Annotated in this window: 10 protein-coding genes; 5 read left to right on the top strand and 5 right to left on the bottom strand. The window is 66.6% G+C overall.

Going from position 1 to position 16,941, the window contains the following annotated elements:
* Positions 1-38: 38 nt before the first annotated feature.
* Positions 39-983 carry a choline ABC transporter substrate-binding protein gene (locus tag THL1_RS21880; protein ID WP_069085201.1) on the bottom strand — a complete coding sequence of 315 codons (945 nt, stop codon included), beginning with the start codon at positions 981-983 and terminating at the stop codon, positions 39-41.
* A gap of 276 nt (positions 984-1,259) precedes the next feature.
* Here THL1_RS21880 and THL1_RS21875 point away from each other — a divergent pair, with 276 nt between their 5' ends.
* From THL1_RS21875 to THL1_RS21865, 3 genes are read left to right on the top strand one after another with little or no spacing between them, the layout of a single operon-like run.
* Positions 1,260-2,429: an aromatic ring-hydroxylating oxygenase subunit alpha gene (locus tag THL1_RS21875; protein ID WP_069085200.1), complete on the top strand. Its 1,170-nt coding sequence runs from the start codon at positions 1,260-1,262 to the stop codon at positions 2,427-2,429.
* A gap of 22 nt (positions 2,430-2,451) precedes the next feature.
* Positions 2,452-4,113: a choline dehydrogenase gene (locus THL1_RS21870; RefSeq protein ID WP_069085199.1), complete on the top strand. Its 1,662-nt coding sequence runs from the start codon at positions 2,452-2,454 to the stop codon at positions 4,111-4,113.
* Positions 4,114-4,140: 27 nt separating this feature from the next.
* Positions 4,141-5,172, top strand: a complete 1,032-nt coding sequence (locus tag THL1_RS21865; RefSeq protein ID WP_069085198.1) for a GlxA family transcriptional regulator — start codon at positions 4,141-4,143, stop codon at positions 5,170-5,172.
* Between the two features lie 298 nt (positions 5,173-5,470).
* Here the strand turns inward: THL1_RS21865 and THL1_RS21860 are convergent, their stop codons facing one another.
* Complete coding sequence (locus THL1_RS21860) at positions 5,471-6,202, bottom strand: class II aldolase and adducin N-terminal domain-containing protein (RefSeq protein ID WP_069085197.1); 732 nt, start codon at positions 6,200-6,202, stop codon at positions 5,471-5,473.
* 196 nt (positions 6,203-6,398) lie between these two features.
* Here THL1_RS21860 and THL1_RS21855 point away from each other — a divergent pair, with 196 nt between their 5' ends.
* Positions 6,399-7,871, top strand: coding sequence for an aldehyde dehydrogenase family protein (locus THL1_RS21855; RefSeq protein ID WP_069085196.1), 1,473 nt, complete (start codon positions 6,399-6,401; stop codon positions 7,869-7,871).
* 4 nt (positions 7,872-7,875) lie between these two features.
* On the opposite strand, the gene THL1_RS21850 is transcribed toward THL1_RS21855, so the two are convergent.
* The 3 genes from THL1_RS21850 to THL1_RS21840 form a co-directional block, all read right to left on the bottom strand.
* Positions 7,876-9,147: an MFS transporter gene (locus tag THL1_RS21850; protein WP_069085195.1), complete on the bottom strand. Its 1,272-nt coding sequence runs from the start codon at positions 9,145-9,147 to the stop codon at positions 7,876-7,878.
* A 357-nt stretch (positions 9,148-9,504) separates the two neighbouring features.
* Positions 9,505-10,902 (bottom strand): nucleotide 5'-monophosphate nucleosidase PpnN, encoded by a 1,398-nt coding sequence (gene ppnN, locus THL1_RS21845; RefSeq protein ID WP_069085194.1) that lies wholly within the window; start codon positions 10,900-10,902, stop codon positions 9,505-9,507.
* Between the two features lie 253 nt (positions 10,903-11,155).
* On the bottom strand, positions 11,156-12,202 hold the full coding sequence (locus tag THL1_RS21840; RefSeq protein ID WP_069085193.1) for a class I SAM-dependent methyltransferase: 1,047 nt from the start codon (positions 12,200-12,202) through the stop codon (positions 11,156-11,158).
* Between the two features lie 275 nt (positions 12,203-12,477).
* Between THL1_RS21840 and THL1_RS21835 the strand changes: the two genes are divergently transcribed.
* On the top strand, positions 12,478-16,872 hold the full coding sequence (locus THL1_RS21835) for a DEAD/DEAH box helicase (RefSeq protein ID WP_069085192.1): 4,395 nt from the start codon (positions 12,478-12,480) through the stop codon (positions 16,870-16,872).
* Positions 16,873-16,941: the final 69 nt, after the last annotated feature.

Here is a 16,941-nt window from a genome sequence, read left to right as displayed (position 1 = left end):
GCGCAGCGCACCCTACGAGAATGCCACGAGCGTCATGCCTACAACCCGAGGTTACCTCTCACTGCCGGCAGCGCCGCCTCGCCGTCAAAGGTGGTCACCCCCGCCAGCCACTGCTCCAGCACTTGCGGATTGGCCTTCAACCAGGCCTTTGCAGCAGCCTCGGGTTGTTCCTTGTCGTCAAGGATGGCGCCCATGATCTGGTTTTCCATGGTCAGGCTGAACTCCAGGTTCTTCAGCAGGGTTCCAACGTTGCCGCATTGCTCGCTGTAGCCCTTGCGGGTATGGGTATCCACCACCGCGCTGCCATAGTCGGGGCCGAAGCTGGCGTCGCCGCCGCTGAGGTAGCGGATGGCGAATTTCGTGTTCATCGGGTGTGGCGCCCAGGCCAGGAACACCACGGGCTTCTGCGCCTGCACGGCACGGCGCACCTGCACCAGCATGCCGGCCTCGCTAGACTCCACCAGCTTGAAGCCGTTCAGGCCGAACTGGCCTTTGTCGATCAGTCCCTGGATCAGGAGGTTGCCATCATTGCCCGGCTCGATGCCGTAGATGCGCCCTTCCAGCTGCTGACGAAAGCGGCCGATGTCCTTGAAGTCCTTCAGCCCGGCATTGAAGGTGTATTCCGGTACCGCCAAGGTGTACTTGGCGCCCAGCAGGTTGGTGCGCACCTTCTCCACGCTGCCCTTGTCCAGGAAGGGCTTGGCAATCACTTCCATCGAGGGCATCCAGGCGCCCAGATAGACGTCGATGTTGCGCTTCTCCATGCCCATGTAGGCCATGGGAATTGAGGCCAGTTGAGTTTGCGGCTTGTAGCCCAGGCCCTTGAGCACAGTGGTGGCCAGGCCGGTGGTGGCAGAGATATCGGCCCAGCCGACTTCCGCCAGGCGCACGGTCTGGCAACTGGCGGGTTCGGCCGCCAGGGCGTTGAGCGAGGTGGTGGTGAACAGGGATGCAGCGAGCAGGCACAGGACTTTCTTCGACATGGTTGACGCTCCTATCGGGCGGCTACGGCAGAAGTCGGCGGGATGCAGCGGGGCTCTCAAGGCCCCTTCGCCTGCCCGAGCATAGGGGGGCCTGAACCGGCGACTTGATGGGAAACGACATCTTCTGCCGCAGCCAGAAACGGCGGGGGAGGGCGTTGATCTTTTGCGCTGGCAACTCGTCGCTTGACGTCAACTCCGCCGATTTCCGCTCCCCTAGATTGGCTTCCGAAGCAGGCCGTCGAGCCGCACGAAGATCACCTGGGAGGAGTACCGATCATGCAATCCGTCGAAGCCATCAAGCTGCAAACTTCCGTCGAAGGCTGGGACCAGCAGGACCCCGAAACCGCCTTCACCCTGCCGTCCCGCTATTTCTTCGATGAGAGCCTGTTCAAGGCCGAGCGCGACCGCATTTTCATGCACGCCTGGCATGTGGCCGGGCACAAGAGCGAGTTCCACGAGCCGGGCCAGTACGTGGTGGTGGACCTGTTCGACCAGAGCGTGGTGGTGGCGCGCAGCATGAAGGGCGAGATCCGCGCCTTCCATAACGTCTGCCAGCACCGCGGCAACCGCCTGCTGGAAGGTCGTCGCGGCACCACCGGCGGCGTGGTGCGCTGCGCCTACCACTCCTGGTGCTACGAGATGGACGGCAGCCTGCGCAGCGCACCGCGTTGCGAGCGCATGAAGGACTTCGACCAGCAGCAGTTCAGCATTCCGCAAGTGCGGGTGGAGGAGCTGGGCGGCTTCATCTACTTCAACCTCGACCCTAACGCGCCGTCCCTGGCCGAGCTGTTCCCCGGCGCCAACGAGGAGATGCACCGGGTGTTCCCCAACCTCGAGCGCATGCGCCTGATCGAGGAGCAGGACGTGATCGTGCCGGCCAACTGGAAGGTGATCATGGACAACTCCATCGAGGGCTATCACTTCAAGCTGTCCGGCCCCTGCCACATCGACCTGGCCAAGCTGATCGACTTCAAGGGCTACCGCCTGACCAAGCGCGACAACTGGTGGACCTACATCGCCCCGGCCAACCTCCAGGCCGGCGAAGCCTACGGGGTGAAACTGAAGAACGAGCTGAACCCGGACGAGTGCTTCTTCAACATCGGCATGTGGCCGAACAACACCTTCTACACCTTCCCGTTCTCCGAGTTCCTCGGCACCTTCATCATGATTCCGCTGGATGCCGAGCGCTCCCTGCTGCGCTTCGGCTACTACAGCTCGAACGAGGAGACGGCGGAAGTCAGCAAGGCCTGCATGCGCTGGATGAACGAAGAGCTGGGGCCGGAGGACATCGAACTCAACATCACCGTGCAGAAGGGCCTGCATTCCCTCGGTTACGACCAGGGCCGCTACATGATCGACGCCCAGCGCAGCAACGAGAGCGAGCACCTGGTGCATCACTTCCATCGCCTGGTGTTCCAGGGCATCCACGGCGAGGAGCGGGCCTGAGCCCGTTTCCGGAGGAGGTGCCATGTCCGCACATGAGTTCGACTACCTGATCGTCGGCGCCGGTTCGGCCGGCTGCGTGCTGGCCAACCGTCTGGGCGCCGAGCCGGGGGTGAAGGTGCTGGTGCTGGAAGCCGGTCCACCGGATCAGAGCTGGACCATCGACATGCCTTCGGCCGTGGGCATCGTGGTCGGTGGCAGCCGCTACAACTGGAGCTACAGCACCGAGCCCGAGCCCTGGCTGGACAATCGCCGCATCGGCACCCCTCGCGGGCGTACCCTGGGTGGCTCGTCATCCATCAACGGCATGGTCTACATCCGTGGCCATGCCCGCGACTATGACAGCTGGGCGGAGCAGGGCTGCCACGGCTGGAGCTACCAGGAAGTGCTGCCCTACTTCATCCGCGCGGAAAACCACGAACACGGCGCAGATGCCTACCACGGCGACGCCGGGCACCTGCACGTGACTGCGGGCAACATCGATACGCCGCTCTGTTCCGCCTTCGTCCAGGCTGGAGTGGAAGCGGGCTATGGGCAGAGTCGTGACCTCAATGGCTTCCGCCAGGAAGGCTTTGGCCCAGTGGATCGCACCACCCGCAAAGGCCGGCGCTGGAGCACCGCCCGTGGCTATCTGGCCGAAGCGCTGCAACGCGGCAATGTCACGGTCGCTACCGGCGCGCTAAGCCTGCGCATCCTCTTCGAGGGGCGCCGCGCCTGCGGCATCGAGTACGAGCAAAACGGCCAGGTGCATCAGGCCCGCGCCCGCCGCGAAGTCATCCTTGCCGCCGGGGCGATCAACTCGCCGCAGTTGCTGTTGCTGTCGGGCGTCGGTCCGGCGGAGGAAATCCGTGCCCATGGCCTGCCGCTGGTGCACGACCTGCCCGGCGTCGGCCGGCGCCTAAACGACCACCCGGACACCGTCGTGCAGTACCTGTGCAAGCAGCCGGTGTCCATCTACCCCTGGACCCGTGCACCGGGCAAATGGTGGATAGGTGCTCGCTGGTTCGTCAGCCACGACGGCCTGGCGGCCAGCAACCACTTCGAGGCCGGCGCCTTCATCCGCTCGCGGGCGGGCGTGGAGCACCCGGACCTGCAGCTCACCTTCATGCCGCTCGCGGTGCAGCCGGGCAGCGTCGACCTGGTGCCGTCGCACGCCTTCCAGATCCATATAGACCTGATGCGCCCCACCAGCCTCGGCAGCGTCACCCTGCGCGGCGCCGACCCACATCTGTCGCCGCGCATCCAGTTCAACTACCTGAAGACCGAGCAGGACCGCGCCGACATGCGTGCCGGTGCGCGGTTGGTGCGGGAGATCATCGAGCAGCCGGCCATGCGCGCGCTGAAAGGCAAGGAGCTGGTGCCGGGGCCGGAAAGCCTCAGCGACCAGGCCCTGGATGCCTGGGCCCGGCGCGTGACCGAAACCGGCTACCACGCCAGCGGCACGTGCAAGATGGGTCTGGCTTCCGACCCCGAGGCGGTGGTCGACCCTGAACTGCGGGTGCATGGGCTGGAGGGGCTGCGGGTCGTGGACGCGTCGATCATGCCGGTCATCGTCAGCGGCAACACCAATGCACCGACCGTTATGATTGCCGAGAAGGCCAGCGATATGATCCGTGGCTTGGCGCCCCTGTCCCGGGCCGGGGTTCCGGTGTGGAGCCATCCGGACTGGCGTGGACAGCAACGATAACCAGAGCACTGACGAGAGGTGCCGAACGTGGAAGGCCTGAACTCCAGGGAGCGCTCCCTGACCGACGACTGCACGCTGCGCGTTGGCCTGTTGTTGTTGCCGTCATTCCCCAGCCTGGGGCTGGCGGCGGTCGCCGAACCGCTGGCCATCGCCAACTGGCTGAGCCAGAAGCCGCTGTTCGAGTGGACGCTGCTGTCCCTCGATGGCCAGCCGGTGCAGGCCAGCAATGGCCTGTCGAGTCAGGTGCAGGCCTGCATCAGCCCGGAGCAGGAGTTCGACCTCTGCTTCGTCATCGCCAGCTTTGACGTACACCGGCACCGCCGCAACAACCTGCTGAAGAGCTGGCTGCGCAAGCAGGCGTTGTTCGGTGCCGTGCTGGTGGGGGTGGAAACCGGCACTGAACTACTAGCCGCTGCCGGCGTGCTGGATGGCTACGACGCGGCGGTGCACTGGGACAACCTGCCGGGCTTCCAGGAGAGCTACCCCAAGGTGCGCTCCCGTGCTCAGCTCTATTGCCAGGATCGCCAGCGCCTGACCTGCGCCGGTGCCGCCGCCACCCTCGACATGATGCTCACCTGGCTGGGTAACAGCGTGGATGCCGACCTGGCGCGGGAGATCGGCATGCACCTGCTGGTGGGGCAAGTGCGGGCGCCCACCGAGCGTCAGCTGGACGATGGCCAGAAGGGCGAGCCGCTGCACGAAGGCAAGCTGCGCCGCGCCGTCCGGCTGATGGAACAGACGCTGGAAGAACCCCTGGACTGCGAGGCCATCGCCAGTCGCGTCGGCCTGTCGCGCCGGCAACTGGAGCGCCAGTTCAAGCAGCACACCGGGCTCTCGCCGCTGAAGTACTACATCGCCCTGCGCCTGGCCCGTGCCCATAACCTGCTGCAACAGACCAACCTCAGTGTCGCCCAGGTCGCCGCCAGCTCCGGTTTCGGTTCCCTGGAGCATTTTTCCCGTGCCTACCGCGCCCGCTTCGGCTGCCCGCCCAGCGAAGACCGCAGCCAGACCTGGACCGCCCCGGTGATGCGCCAGCCGCTGACGCGGCAAGGGGCGTAGGGACGGGCAGATCTTCGATCTGCTCAGCGATTGAAATCGCCCCCACAGGGAAAACCCCAAAATGGAAATCCGCACGGACAGCCCCCTCTCCCTCTGGGGCGAAGAGGCACGCTTTCGAAAGCACCGCTTTCGGTGCCGATGAGCGCCAGGGCGCGAAGTGAACTGGCCGGGGCGCAGAGCGGGGTTGGGGTGAGGGGAGCGGGCCGGGCCGGCTCGAATTTCCAATGGCAGATCTGCGATCTGCTTTCGCGACTGAAGTCGCTCCTACAGGGAACCGTTGCACAGGGAGCTCCTCCCCTCACAACCGATACTCCACCTCGTCCCGATCCAGCATTCGCCTGAGCGCGGCGAAATGCTTTTCGGCGAAGTCCGGATAATCCAGCCACTGCCGTGCCGTCTTGCGCGCCACCTCGTCGCTGGCGATGCGCAGTGGCCGGCCGGTGGCCAGGGCGGTGATGTAGGTCTCGCAGGCGCGCTCGAAGTAGTAGAGGTCGTCGAAGGCCTGGGCCACGCTGGTGGCGGCGACCATCACGCCGTGGTTGCCCATCAGCAGCACCGGCTTGCCATCCAGCAGCCGGCTGACCCGTTCGGCTTCATCGCCCAGGCCCATGCCATCGAAACCCCCATCGATTGCCACGCGCTCGAAGAAGCGCATGCAGTTCTGCTCGATGGGCGGCAGCCGCGAGTCGGCCAGGCAGGCCAGGGCGGTGGCGTACTTCGAGTGGGTATGCAGTACGCAGCGGGCCTGCGGCTGGTTGCGGTGCAGGGCGCCGTGCAGGGCCCAGGCCGTGATGTCCGGGGCGTCGGGACGGTCGAGGGTGCTCGGGTCGTCGGCGTCGACCAGTATCAGGTCGCTGGCGCGGATCTCCGCGAAGTGCTTGCCATACGGGTTGATCAGGAACTGCCGGCCATCGGCGGACACCGCCAGGCTGAAGTGGTTGGCGATGGCTTCGTGCAGGCCCAGGCGGGCGGCCCAGCGGAAGGCGCAGGCGAGATCGACTCGCGCCTGCCAGTGTTCGTGCGTGTCCATGGGGGCTCCATGTGGGGTGGGTGGCTGGAGTCGAGTCTAGGCCGCCGAACCCTGGCGACTTGATGCAGTGCGACCTTCATTGGCGCGTTCGTTCAACCGACGCAATGCGCCAGCGATTCGCCGCATTCCATCAACTGCAGGCACTCGGGCTGACCGACAGTGACGCCACCTTCAGCACTAACTCAGGAGATGCTCCATGGCGACCCATCAACTCTTCATCGACGGCCACTGGCGCGACCCCGTCGAACCCCGACTGCGGCCGGTGATCAACCCGGCCAACGAGGCGGTGTTGGCACAGGTGGCGGTGGCGGGTGCAGTGGATGCCAACGCGGCCATCAGCGCTGCACGCAAGGCCTTCGACCAGGGCGACTGGCCGTGGCTGGGCGTGCGCGCGCGGGCCGCGATTCTGCGGCGTATCGCCGAATCCATCGAGGCCGATTGCGAGCAGCTGGCGCGGCTGGAAACCCTCAACGCCGGCAAGACCCTGGGCGAAAGCCTGGGCGACGTAGCCAATGTAGTCGCCACTTTCCGCTTCTACGCGGCCTTGCTGGAAGGTGAGGGGGGCACGCTCAACACCCATGCACCGGCCCATGTCATCAGCTATAACCAGCGCGAGCCGGTGGGCGTCTGCGCGCTGATCGCGCCCTGGAACTATCCGTTGCTGCAACTGGCCTGGAAGGTTGCCCCGGCACTGGCCGCTGGCAACACGCTGGTGGTCAAGCCCAGCAGCATGACGCCGCTGACGGCCTTGCGTCTGTGCGAACTGATCGAGCGGGTCGGCCTGCCGGAAGGCGTATTCAACCTGCTCACCGGGCCGGGTGATATCGGCGAGCAACTGGCCGCCAGCGCGGATGTGGACTTGGTGTCCCTGACTGGAGGCGCTACCGCTGGCGGCAAGGTGATGCGCGCGGCCAGCGGCAACTTCAAGCGGGTGGCGCTGGAGCTGGGGGGCAAGAACCCCAACATCGTCTTCGCCGATACCGATTTCGAGGTGGCGCTGGACCAGGCGCTCAACGCCGTTTACTTCAACGCCGGCCAGGTCTGTTCGGCGGGCTCGCGGCTGCTGGTGGAAGCCGGTATCCACGATGAGTTCGTCCAGGCGCTGGCCGACCGCGTGCGACGCATTCGCCTGGGCGATGGGCTGGCCGACGGCACGCAGATGGGCCCGGTGATCTCCGCTGGCCAGCGCGATCAGGTGCTGGGCATGGTGAACGTCGCGCTGGAAGAAGGCGCCCGTCTATTGGCTGGCGGGCGGATTCCGCAGGGCAGCGAATTCGAGCGGGGGTACTGGCTGGAACCCACCCTGCTGGGCAACGTGCGTGCGTCCATGCGCATCGCCCGCGAGGAAATCTTTGGTCCGGTGATCACCGTCGAGCGTTTCGAGGGCGAAGCCGAGGCGCTGCAATTGGCCAACGACACGCCCTTCGGCCTCGCCGCCGGCGTCTGGACCCGCGACCTCGCCACGGCCCATCGCGTGGCCCGTCGGCTACGGGCCGGCACGGTGTGGATCAACGATTACAACGCGGCCTTCCCCCAGGCGCCCTGGGGCGGCTACAAGTCCAGCGGGATTGGCCGCGAGCTGTCGCGGGCTGGGCTGGATGAGTTCAGCGAGGTGAAGCACCTCTATCTTAATACCCGCCCGGAAGCCCTGAACTGGTTCGGTGTCTGACGCCTCAACCGGCCAGCGCCGCGCGCCGCCCGCGTTCCAGGCGCACGCTGGCGAGCAGCAGCAGGCCGATCACGAAGTAGCTGCCGGTGATCAGCATGGCCAGGCGGTGGTCGCCGCCGGACAGCCAACTGGCCAGGCCGTAGGTCATGGGACCGAGGATGGCGGAGAGCTTCACCGCCTGGCCCCAGAGCCCATAGAACTCCGCCAGCCGGGTGGGCGGGGCGAGCAGGCCGACGATGGCGCGTCCCGCCGACTGGCTGGCGCCCATGCACAGGCCGGCAATGTTGGCGGCGACCCAGAACAGCCCCGGACCGCTGGCCAGCCAGATCATCCCCACCATGGCCATCCAGCCCAGCAGGGTCAGCGCCAGCGTGGGGCGGTGGCCGATGCGGTCCTGCAACCAGCCGAACAGCACGGCGCCGATCGAGGCGGTGATGTTGACGATGAAGATCAGCAGCAGGGTGTCCTGGGTAGAGAAGCCCATTACCTGATTGGCGTAGATGGCCGCCAGGCTGATCACTGCGGCAATCCCTGCCTGGTAACAGACGGTGCAGGCAAGAAAGCGCAGCAGGTCGCGGAAGCGGCCCGCCTCGCGCAGGGTCTGGGCGAAGCGTGCCCAGGCGCCGTCCGCCGTGGCCGGTTGCGGCTGGCTGCGTTCTTTCAGGTAGAGGAAGGTCGGGGTGCTGGCGAGGGCGAAGAGCAGCGCGGTGATGATCACGCATACCGGTACGAACTGCGCTGCCGTTTGTCCCTGGCCTTGCGCCCAGCTGACGTACCCCAGGCAGGCGCCCAGGCTGACCAGTCCGCCAATGTAGCCCAGTCCCCAACCCCAGCCGGACACCCGGCCCAGGGCATCGTCGCGGGCGAGTTCGGGGAGGAAGGCGGCGATCAGGTTCTCCCCGGTGCCGAAGCAGAAGTTCGACAGCACCACGAAGAGTACCGCCAGGGCCAGGGCGCCCGGTCCGGCCAGGGCTAGCGCGGCGGTAAACACCACGCAGCCGAGGGTGCTGAACAGCAGCAGGCGCTTCTTGCCGGCGGTAGCGTCGGCATAGGCGCCGATCAGCGGCGCGGTGAAGATCACCAGTGCATAGGACACGGCGAGGGTGCTGGTCCAGGCCAGGGTGCCCCAGGGTTTGCCTTCGGCCACGACGGCGACGAAGTAGGCATTGAAGACGGCGGTGATGATCACTGTGGTGTAGCCGGAGTTGGCGAAGTCGAACATCGCCCAGGCCCAGATTTCCCGGCGTGTCACGCCGGAGGCAAGGCTGGATCGCATGGCGCTTTTCCCCCTGTCGAACGTCCCGGAGAGACTAGCCCCGTCAGCGCCATCCCGCGACTGTGGTGCCTCGTGCCACGCCTTGGGCGAATGATGGGCTCCTGCCGTAGGGGGACCACGCTTCACCGGTCCACCATTCGAGGCCTGGCATTGCGCCGATGGTGGATGAAAAAGCGCCATCCACCCTTGTGTCCGGAAATCCTGTGATGGGGCACGCTGGGCGTTTTCTGTAGGGGCGAATTCATTCGCCAGGCAGGCCAACGGCCTGCCCAATGGAGCTAGGGGCAACTGCGTCGCCCTTGGCGAATAAATTCGCTTCTACAAGTGTTCGGCCCGAAATTTCGTTCCTGTGGGACCTCAGCCCGCCAGCTCAGCCGCCGCGCTCTGCACCACCTGGTAGCAGGGCACATAGGCCGCGCCGCCCGGCAACTTCATGCGGTGCTGGCGCACGAATGCCTGGAGCAACTCGTCCAGCGGCTGCATCACCGCGGCATCGCCGTGGATTTCATAAGGACCGTGCTGCTCGATCAGGCGAATGCCCTTGTCTTTCACGTTGCCAGCCACGATGCCGGAAAACGCCCGGCGCAGGTTGGCGGCCAGTTCGTGTGGCGGCAGGCTGCGGCTCAGGTCGAGGCTGGCCATGTTCTCGTGGGTGGGTTCGAACGGGCGTTGGAAGTGTTCGTCGATCTTCAGCAGCCAATTGAAGTGGAAGGCATCCGCGCGCTCGCGGCGGAACTGCTTCACCGTCTTCAGGCCCTGGGCCATTTCGATGGCCACTTCCGCCGGGTTGTCGATGATGATCTTGTAGCGACGCTGCGCAGCCTCGCCCAGGGTGGCACCGACGAAGGCGTGCAACTGCTCCAGGTAGGCGGCGGCACTCTTCGGCCCGGTGAGCACCAGGGGGAAGGGCAGGTCGTGGTTGTCCGGGTGCATCAGGATGCCGAGCAGGTAGAGGAACTCCTCCGCCGTGCCCACGCCGCCCGGGAAGATGACGATGCCGTGGCCAACGCGGACGAAGGACTCCAGACGCTTCTCGATATCCGGCAGGATCACCAGCTCGTTGACGATAGGGTTGGGCGCTTCGGCTGCGATGATGCCCGGCTCGGTCAGGCCCAGGTAGCGGCCACCGTGGGTGCGCTGCTTGGCGTGGCCGATGGTGGCGCCCTTCATCGGGCCCTTCATCACGCCGGGGCCGCAACCAGTGCAGACGTCCAGGCTGCGCAGGCCCAGTTCGTGGCCGACCTTCTTGGTGTACTTGTATTCGTCGGTGCTGATGGAGTGGCCGCCCCAGCACACGACGATCTTCGGCTCCACCCCGGCACGCAGGGTGCGGGCGTTGCGCAGCAGGTGGAAGACGTAGTCGGTGATGCCCTCCGAGCTGTCCAGGTCGAAGCGGCGGCTCTTCAGTTCGTTCTCGGTGTGGACGATGTCGCGCAGGGCGCTGAACAGCATCTCGCGGGTGCTGGCGATCATCTCACCGTCGACGAAGGCGTCAGCCGGGGCGTTGATCAGCTCCAGGCGCACGCCGCGGTCCTGCTGGTGGATGCGTACTTCGAAGTCCTTGTAGGCGTCAAGGATGGTCTTGGCGTTGTCGCTATGCGCGCCGGTATTGAGGATGGCCAGGGCGCACTGGCGGAAGAGCTGGTACATGCGACCGGAACCGGCTTCGCTGAGCTGATGCACTTCCAGCTGGGAGAGGGTGTCGAGGGCGCCCTTGGGGCTGACCTGGGCATTGATGACTTGTCTTCTGGGCATTCGGAATTTCCTTGCAACGATGCCGGAAGGCCGGTCGGCCGACGCGGCGGAATGCGGGGCGCCGTGATCCATGGCGCAGGTTGAGGCGGTGTTTCTTATCTGGGCATTACGACGTTAAGGATTTATTGCAGGATGGATTCGGCAGTCATGATTCAGCGTAATAGCGAGATTACCGTCTGTCTGACAAGGACTTTCTTGGAGATGTTCAAGCCCGAGGAGAAGTGGGCGGCCGGATTGCCGCCCACCGGGTGCCTCACTTGCGTGCTTCCAGGATCAGGTTGAATGGCGTTTCCGTGGCCCGGCGGAACTGCGTGAACCCGGCTTCTTCGAACACCTTGCGCAGGCGTGCCTCGCCAGCCTGGGCGCCGAGGCCGAGCCCCACCTCCTGGGACAGGGAGTTGGGCGTGCAGATGAAGGTGGAGGCCGAGTAGAACAGGCGGCCGACCGGGGTTGCGTTGCTGTCGAGGTCGTCGTTGGCGAAGGGTTCCACCAGCAGCACGGTGCCATCGGGTTTCAGCGTCTGCCAGGCGTGCCTGGCGGCACCCACCGGGTCGCCCATGTCGTGCAGGCAGTCGAAGTAGCAGATCAGGTCGAAGCCGTCGCCGGGGTAGTCCTTGGCACTGGCCTGGATGAAGCTGGCGCGATCCGCCACGCCGCCGTCCTTGGCGCGCTGGGTCGCGGTTTCGACAGACGGGCCGTGGTAGTCGAAGCCGATGAAGCGCGAGGCCGGAAAGGCCTCGGCCAGGATCACGGTAGAAGCACCGTGGCCGCAGCCGACATCGGCGACCTTGGCGCCGGCCTTCAGTTTGTCCACTACGCCGTCCAGGGCCGGTAGCCACTCGGTCACCAGGTGGGCGCGGTAGCCGGGGCGGAAGAAGCGCTCGGTGCCGCTGAACATGCAGGGATGGTGATCGCCCCAGGCCAGCCCGCCATCGCCGCGCATCGCCGTGACCAGTTTGTCCTTGTCGTGGAACAGGGCGGCGATCACCGAGGCACCGCCGGCCACGTACACCGGCGAGTCTTCAATGGCTAGGGCCAGCGCCTGTTCTTCGGGCAGGCGGAAGCGTCCGTTGTCGTGCTCCATGTAACCGGAGGCCGCATGGGCGCTCAGCCATTCCCGTAGCAAACGCGCATTGCAGCCCGTTTTCGCAGCCAGGTCTTCCGGGCTGACCGGCTGGCTATCGGCCATGGCGCGATACAGGCCGAGTTCGTCGCCGACGATGATGTTGGCCAGCATGGCCGCGCCGCCCATATCAGCGACCAGCTTGCCCATGAACTCATTGAGTCTGGATTCGTCCACTGCCTCTCCTCCTTTGGAAAGGGGGCATTCAGCTGGCCGGGGCGACTGCGAAATGCGGCGGCGGGGAAACGGGAGGGGGTTGTGGAAGGAGCCGCGGCAGCCGAGTCGTGCGGAGCTGGAGAGGCTCCTTCCGTGTCCCGCAATCGCGGGACACTTTCAGTTTAGTGGCCCGCCAGTGGCCACGACTGGCGGAACGCGTGCAGCCGATAAGCGGCATGGCGACCATCGGTCCGTCCCCCTTGAGCCGCTGCCCGGTGGCAACCATAGTGGGTGTCATGACCTCGACCCGCCAATCCATCCCGGCTGCGCTGGAGGGCTTCCATCCCGCTGTCGTCGCCTGGTTTCGCGCACGTTTCGCCGCACCCACGGCGGCCCAGGACCTTGCCTGGCCGGCGATTCGTGGCGGGCAAAGCACCCTGGTGGCGGCGCCCACCGGCTCGGGCAAAACCCTCACGGCCTTCCTCTCCGCCATCGATGAGCTGGTCCACGAGGGCCTCAAGCAAGTCGGCCTGCCGGATCGCTGCAGCGTGGTTTATGTCTCGCCGCTCAAGGCACTGTCCAACGACATCCGCATCAACCTCGAAGAGCCGCTGGCGGGGATTCGTGCCGAGCTGGCGCGCCAGGGGCTGGCGGATGTGGATATCCGCACCGCGGTGCGGACCGGCGATACGCCCCAGGCCGAGCGCGATGCCATGCGCAAGCGCCCACCACACATCCTGGTAACCACCCCCGAATCCCTCTACATCCTGCTGGGCTCCGACTCCGGCCGCGCCATGCTGGCCGGCTGCCGCAGCCTGATCATCGACGAAATCCATGCCATCGCCGGAAGCAAGCGCGGCAGCCACCTGATGCTCAGCGCCGAGCGGCTGGAGGCGCTGTGTGGCCGGCCGCTGCTGCGTATCGGCCTGTCTGCTACCCAGAAGCCCATCGAGCGGGTGGCGGCGTTCCTCATGGGGCAGGGGCGTGACGCCTGTGCTGTGGTCGATGTGGGCTACAGCTGCGAACGCGACCTCTCCATCGAAGTGCCTCCCGTGCCGCTGGAAGCGGTGCTGAGCCATGAGGCCTGGGAAAAGGTCTACGACCGCCTGGCTGAGCTGGTGGCCGAGCACCGCACCACCCTGGTTTTCGTCAACACCCGGCGCCTGGCCGAGCGCGCCAGCCGCCATCTCTCCGAGCGCCTCGGCAACGCGGCAGTGGCGGCCCACCACGGCAGCCTCGCGCGGGACCTGCGCCTGGATGCCGAGCAACGCCTCAAGCGCGGTGAACTCAAGGTGCTGGTGGCGACGGCCTCGCTGGAACTGGGCATCGACATTGGCGATGTGGAACTGGTCTGCCAGCTCGGCTCACCCCGCAGCATCGCCGCTTTCCTGCAGCGGGTCGGGCGGTCCGGCCACAGCGTCGGCGGCACGCCCAAGGGGCGATTGTTCCCGCAATCGCGGGATGACCTGATCGAATGTGCGGCGCTGCTGGATTGCGCGCGCCGCGACGAACTTGATGCCCTGGTCATTCCCCATGCGCCGCTGGATGTGCTGGCGCAACAGATGGTGGCCGAAGTGGCCAGTCAGGAGTGGGGCGAGGACGAACTGTATCGGCTGATGACCCGCGCCATGCCCTATGCGGACCTGACGCGGGTGCAGTTCGATGCTCTGGTGAGGATGCTTTCCGAGGGCTACAACGGCCGCCAGGGCGTGCGTGGCGCCTACCTGCACCGCGACGCGGTCAATCGCCGCCTGCGTGGCCGCCGCTCAGCGCGCCTGACCGCCATCACCTCCGGGGGCGCCATTCCCGAAACCGCCGACTATGCCGTGGTACTGGAGCCCCAGGGCGTGCCGGTGGGCAGTGTGCATGAAGATTTCGCCGTGGAGAGTCTGGCCGGCGACGTGTTCCAGCTGGGCAACCAGTCCTATCGCATCCTCCGGGTGGAGCCGGGGCGGGTGCGGGTGGAGGACGCCCAAGGGCAGCCGCCGAACATTCCGTTCTGGCTGGGGGAGGCGCCGGGGCGGACGGATGAGTTGTCGGCGGGGGTGGCGAGGTTGCGGGCGCGTGTTGAAGAGTTGTTGAGGGAGACCGAGCTGAACCTGACATCCCCCACCCCCACCCCCACCCCCGGAGGGAGAGGGGAGCCGTTCGAGCGGGCGATCGAGAGGCTGCGCGAGGAGATCGGCCTCGGCGAAGCGGCAGCGCGGCAGATAGTCGAGTACCTGGCGCGGGCAAAGGCTTCGCTGGGGGCCTTGCCGACCCAGCAGCGGTTGGTGATGGAGCGCTTCTTCGATGAATCCGGTGGGATGCAGCTGATCATCCATTCGCCCTTCGGCAGCCGGCTCAACCGCGCCTGGGGCCTGGCGCTGCGCAAGCGCTTCTGCCGCAGTTTCAACTTCGAACTGCAGGCGGCGGCCACCGAAGATGCGTTGATCCTGTCGCTCTCCACCAGCCACAGCTTCCCGCTGGATGAAGTCTGGCGTTATCTGCATTCCAACAACGCCGAGCCTGTGCTGATCCAGGCGGTTCTCGATGCGCCTTTGTTCGGCGTGCGCTGGCGCTGGAACGCGTCGGCCGCCCTGGCGCTGCCGAGATTTTCCGGCGGCCGCAAGGTGGCGCCGCAGATCCAGCGCATGCGCAGCGAAGACCTGCTGGCCAGCGTCTTCCCCGACCAGGTGGCGTGCCAGGAAAACCTGGTGGGCGAGCGCGAGATTCCCGACCACCCGCTGGTGGCCCAGACCCTGGACGATTGCCTGCATGAGGCCATGGATACCGAAGGCTGGCTGGCGTTGTTGCGGCGCATGGAGGGCGGAGAGGTGGAACTGATTGCCCGCGACCTGCCGGCGCCCTCGTCCCTGGCGGCGGAAATCCTCGGCGCGCGGCCCTACGCCTTCCTCGATGACGCGCCGCTGGAAGAGCGCCGCACCCAGGCCGTGCAGCAGCGCCGCTGGAGCGATCCGGAATCCGCCGACGACCTTGGTGCCCTGGACCTGGACGCCATCGCCGCCGTGGTGGAGGAAGCCTGGCCTCAGGTGCGCGATGCCGACGAAATGCATGAAGCGCTGCTGAGCCTGGCCTGCATCACCCAGTCCGAGGTGGACGCCAACGACGGATGGCCCGCCTGGCTCACCCAACTGGCCAAGGCCCGCCGCGCTGCCTGCCTGCAGCTGGAGGGCAAGCCTGCGCTGTGGCTGGCGGCTGAGCGCCTGGCACCTTTACGGGCCCTTTATCCGAGTGCCGTACTCAAACCGGCCACCGCCGTACCGGCGGGGTTCCCGTCCGAATGGGATGCTGACGCGGCGCGGGTGGAGGTGGTGCGTTCGCGGATGGGCGGTTTTGGCCCAATGACCCTGGGCAAGCTCTCTGCCGATTTGCGCCAGGCACCCGCCACGCTGTCCTTTGCGCTGGCCAGTCTGGAGCGCGAAGGGCAGGTGCTGCGGGGCCGTTTCACGCCGGGTGCGGTGGAGCAAGAGTGGTGCGAACGCCACTTGCTGGCGCGTATCCATCGCTACACGGTCAAGCGCTTGCGCCGGGAGATCGAGCCGGTGGAGCGGGCCGATTTCATGCGCTTTTTGTTCGACTGGCAGCGCGTGGCGCCCAATGCCCAGGTGCGCGGCGCCGAAGCACTGGCTGGCGTGCTGGGGCAGCTGGAGGGGTTCGAGGCGGCTGCCGGGGCTTGGGAGAGTGACATCCTCCCGAGCCGGGTGGCCGACTACGGCATCAACTGGCTGGACGACCTGTGCCGCGCCGGGCGCATCGTCTGGTGCCGGCTGGGCGGACGCTGCAAGGCAGCGGCAGGACCGGTGCGCGGCACGCCGATCCTGTTGTCGCCGCGCAATAGCCTGGGCCTTTGGCGCGCGTGTCTGCTGGACGCCTCCGCGCCTGAGCCGTCCCTGCGCGCTGAGCGGGTACGTCAGGTGCTGGCCAGCCAGGGCGCGTTGTTCTTCGACGAGCTGATGGACGAAGCCCGCCTGCTGCGCAGCGAGCTGGAAGACTGCCTCGGCGAACTGGTGGCGCTGGGACTGGCCAATGCCGACAGCTTTGCCGGCTTACGCTCGCTGCTGTTGCCGGCCGCCCGCCGTAGCCGCCACGACCGTCGGGCGCGGCTGGCGCTGGCCAACATGCAGGACGCCGGACGCTGGGCGCTGTTGCGCGGCAAGCCGGAGGCGGTTGGCGGCAAGGTATCGGCCGAAGCCCTGGAGCACGTGGCACGCACCTTGCTGCGCCGCTACGGCGTGGTGGGCTGGCGAATGCTGGAGCGGGAAGCGAACTGGCTGCCGCCCTGGCGCGACCTGCTGCGGGTCTACCACCGCCTGGAGGCACGCGGCGAGATTCGTGGCGGGCGTTTCGTGTCTGGCATTTCCGGCGAACAGTTCGCTCTACCGGAGGCCGTCGGCCTGCTGCGGGAGGTGCGCAAGCGTCCGCTGCAAGGCAGCCTCACCAGCCTGTCTGCCTGCGATCCGTTGAACCTGCTGGGAACCCTGCTGGGCGGCGCCAAGGTGCCGGCGGTAGCGGGCAATCGCTTGCTGTTCCGCGACGGCGTGCCGGTGGCGACGCTGGTGGCGAACAAGGTAAACCTGCTGCAAGCGTGCGACCCGGCCACGGCCAACGAATGGCGCGCGGCGCTGATCCGCCAGCCGGCGGCGACGCCGATAGGGCAGCAGTCGAGACGGGTGCGGATGCCGGGGTGAGGGGGAGAGTCCGAGTCTGGCTCAACTTCCCTCACCCCAACCCTCTCCCTTCGGGAGAGGGGCCGGGGG

The organism is Pseudomonas sp. TCU-HL1 (assembly GCF_001708505.1).
Taxonomy (GTDB): Bacteria; Pseudomonadota; Gammaproteobacteria; order Pseudomonadales; family Pseudomonadaceae; genus Metapseudomonas.
The sequence above is the reverse complement of the archived record's forward strand: the minus strand, read 5'-3'. Positions and strand labels throughout refer to the sequence as shown.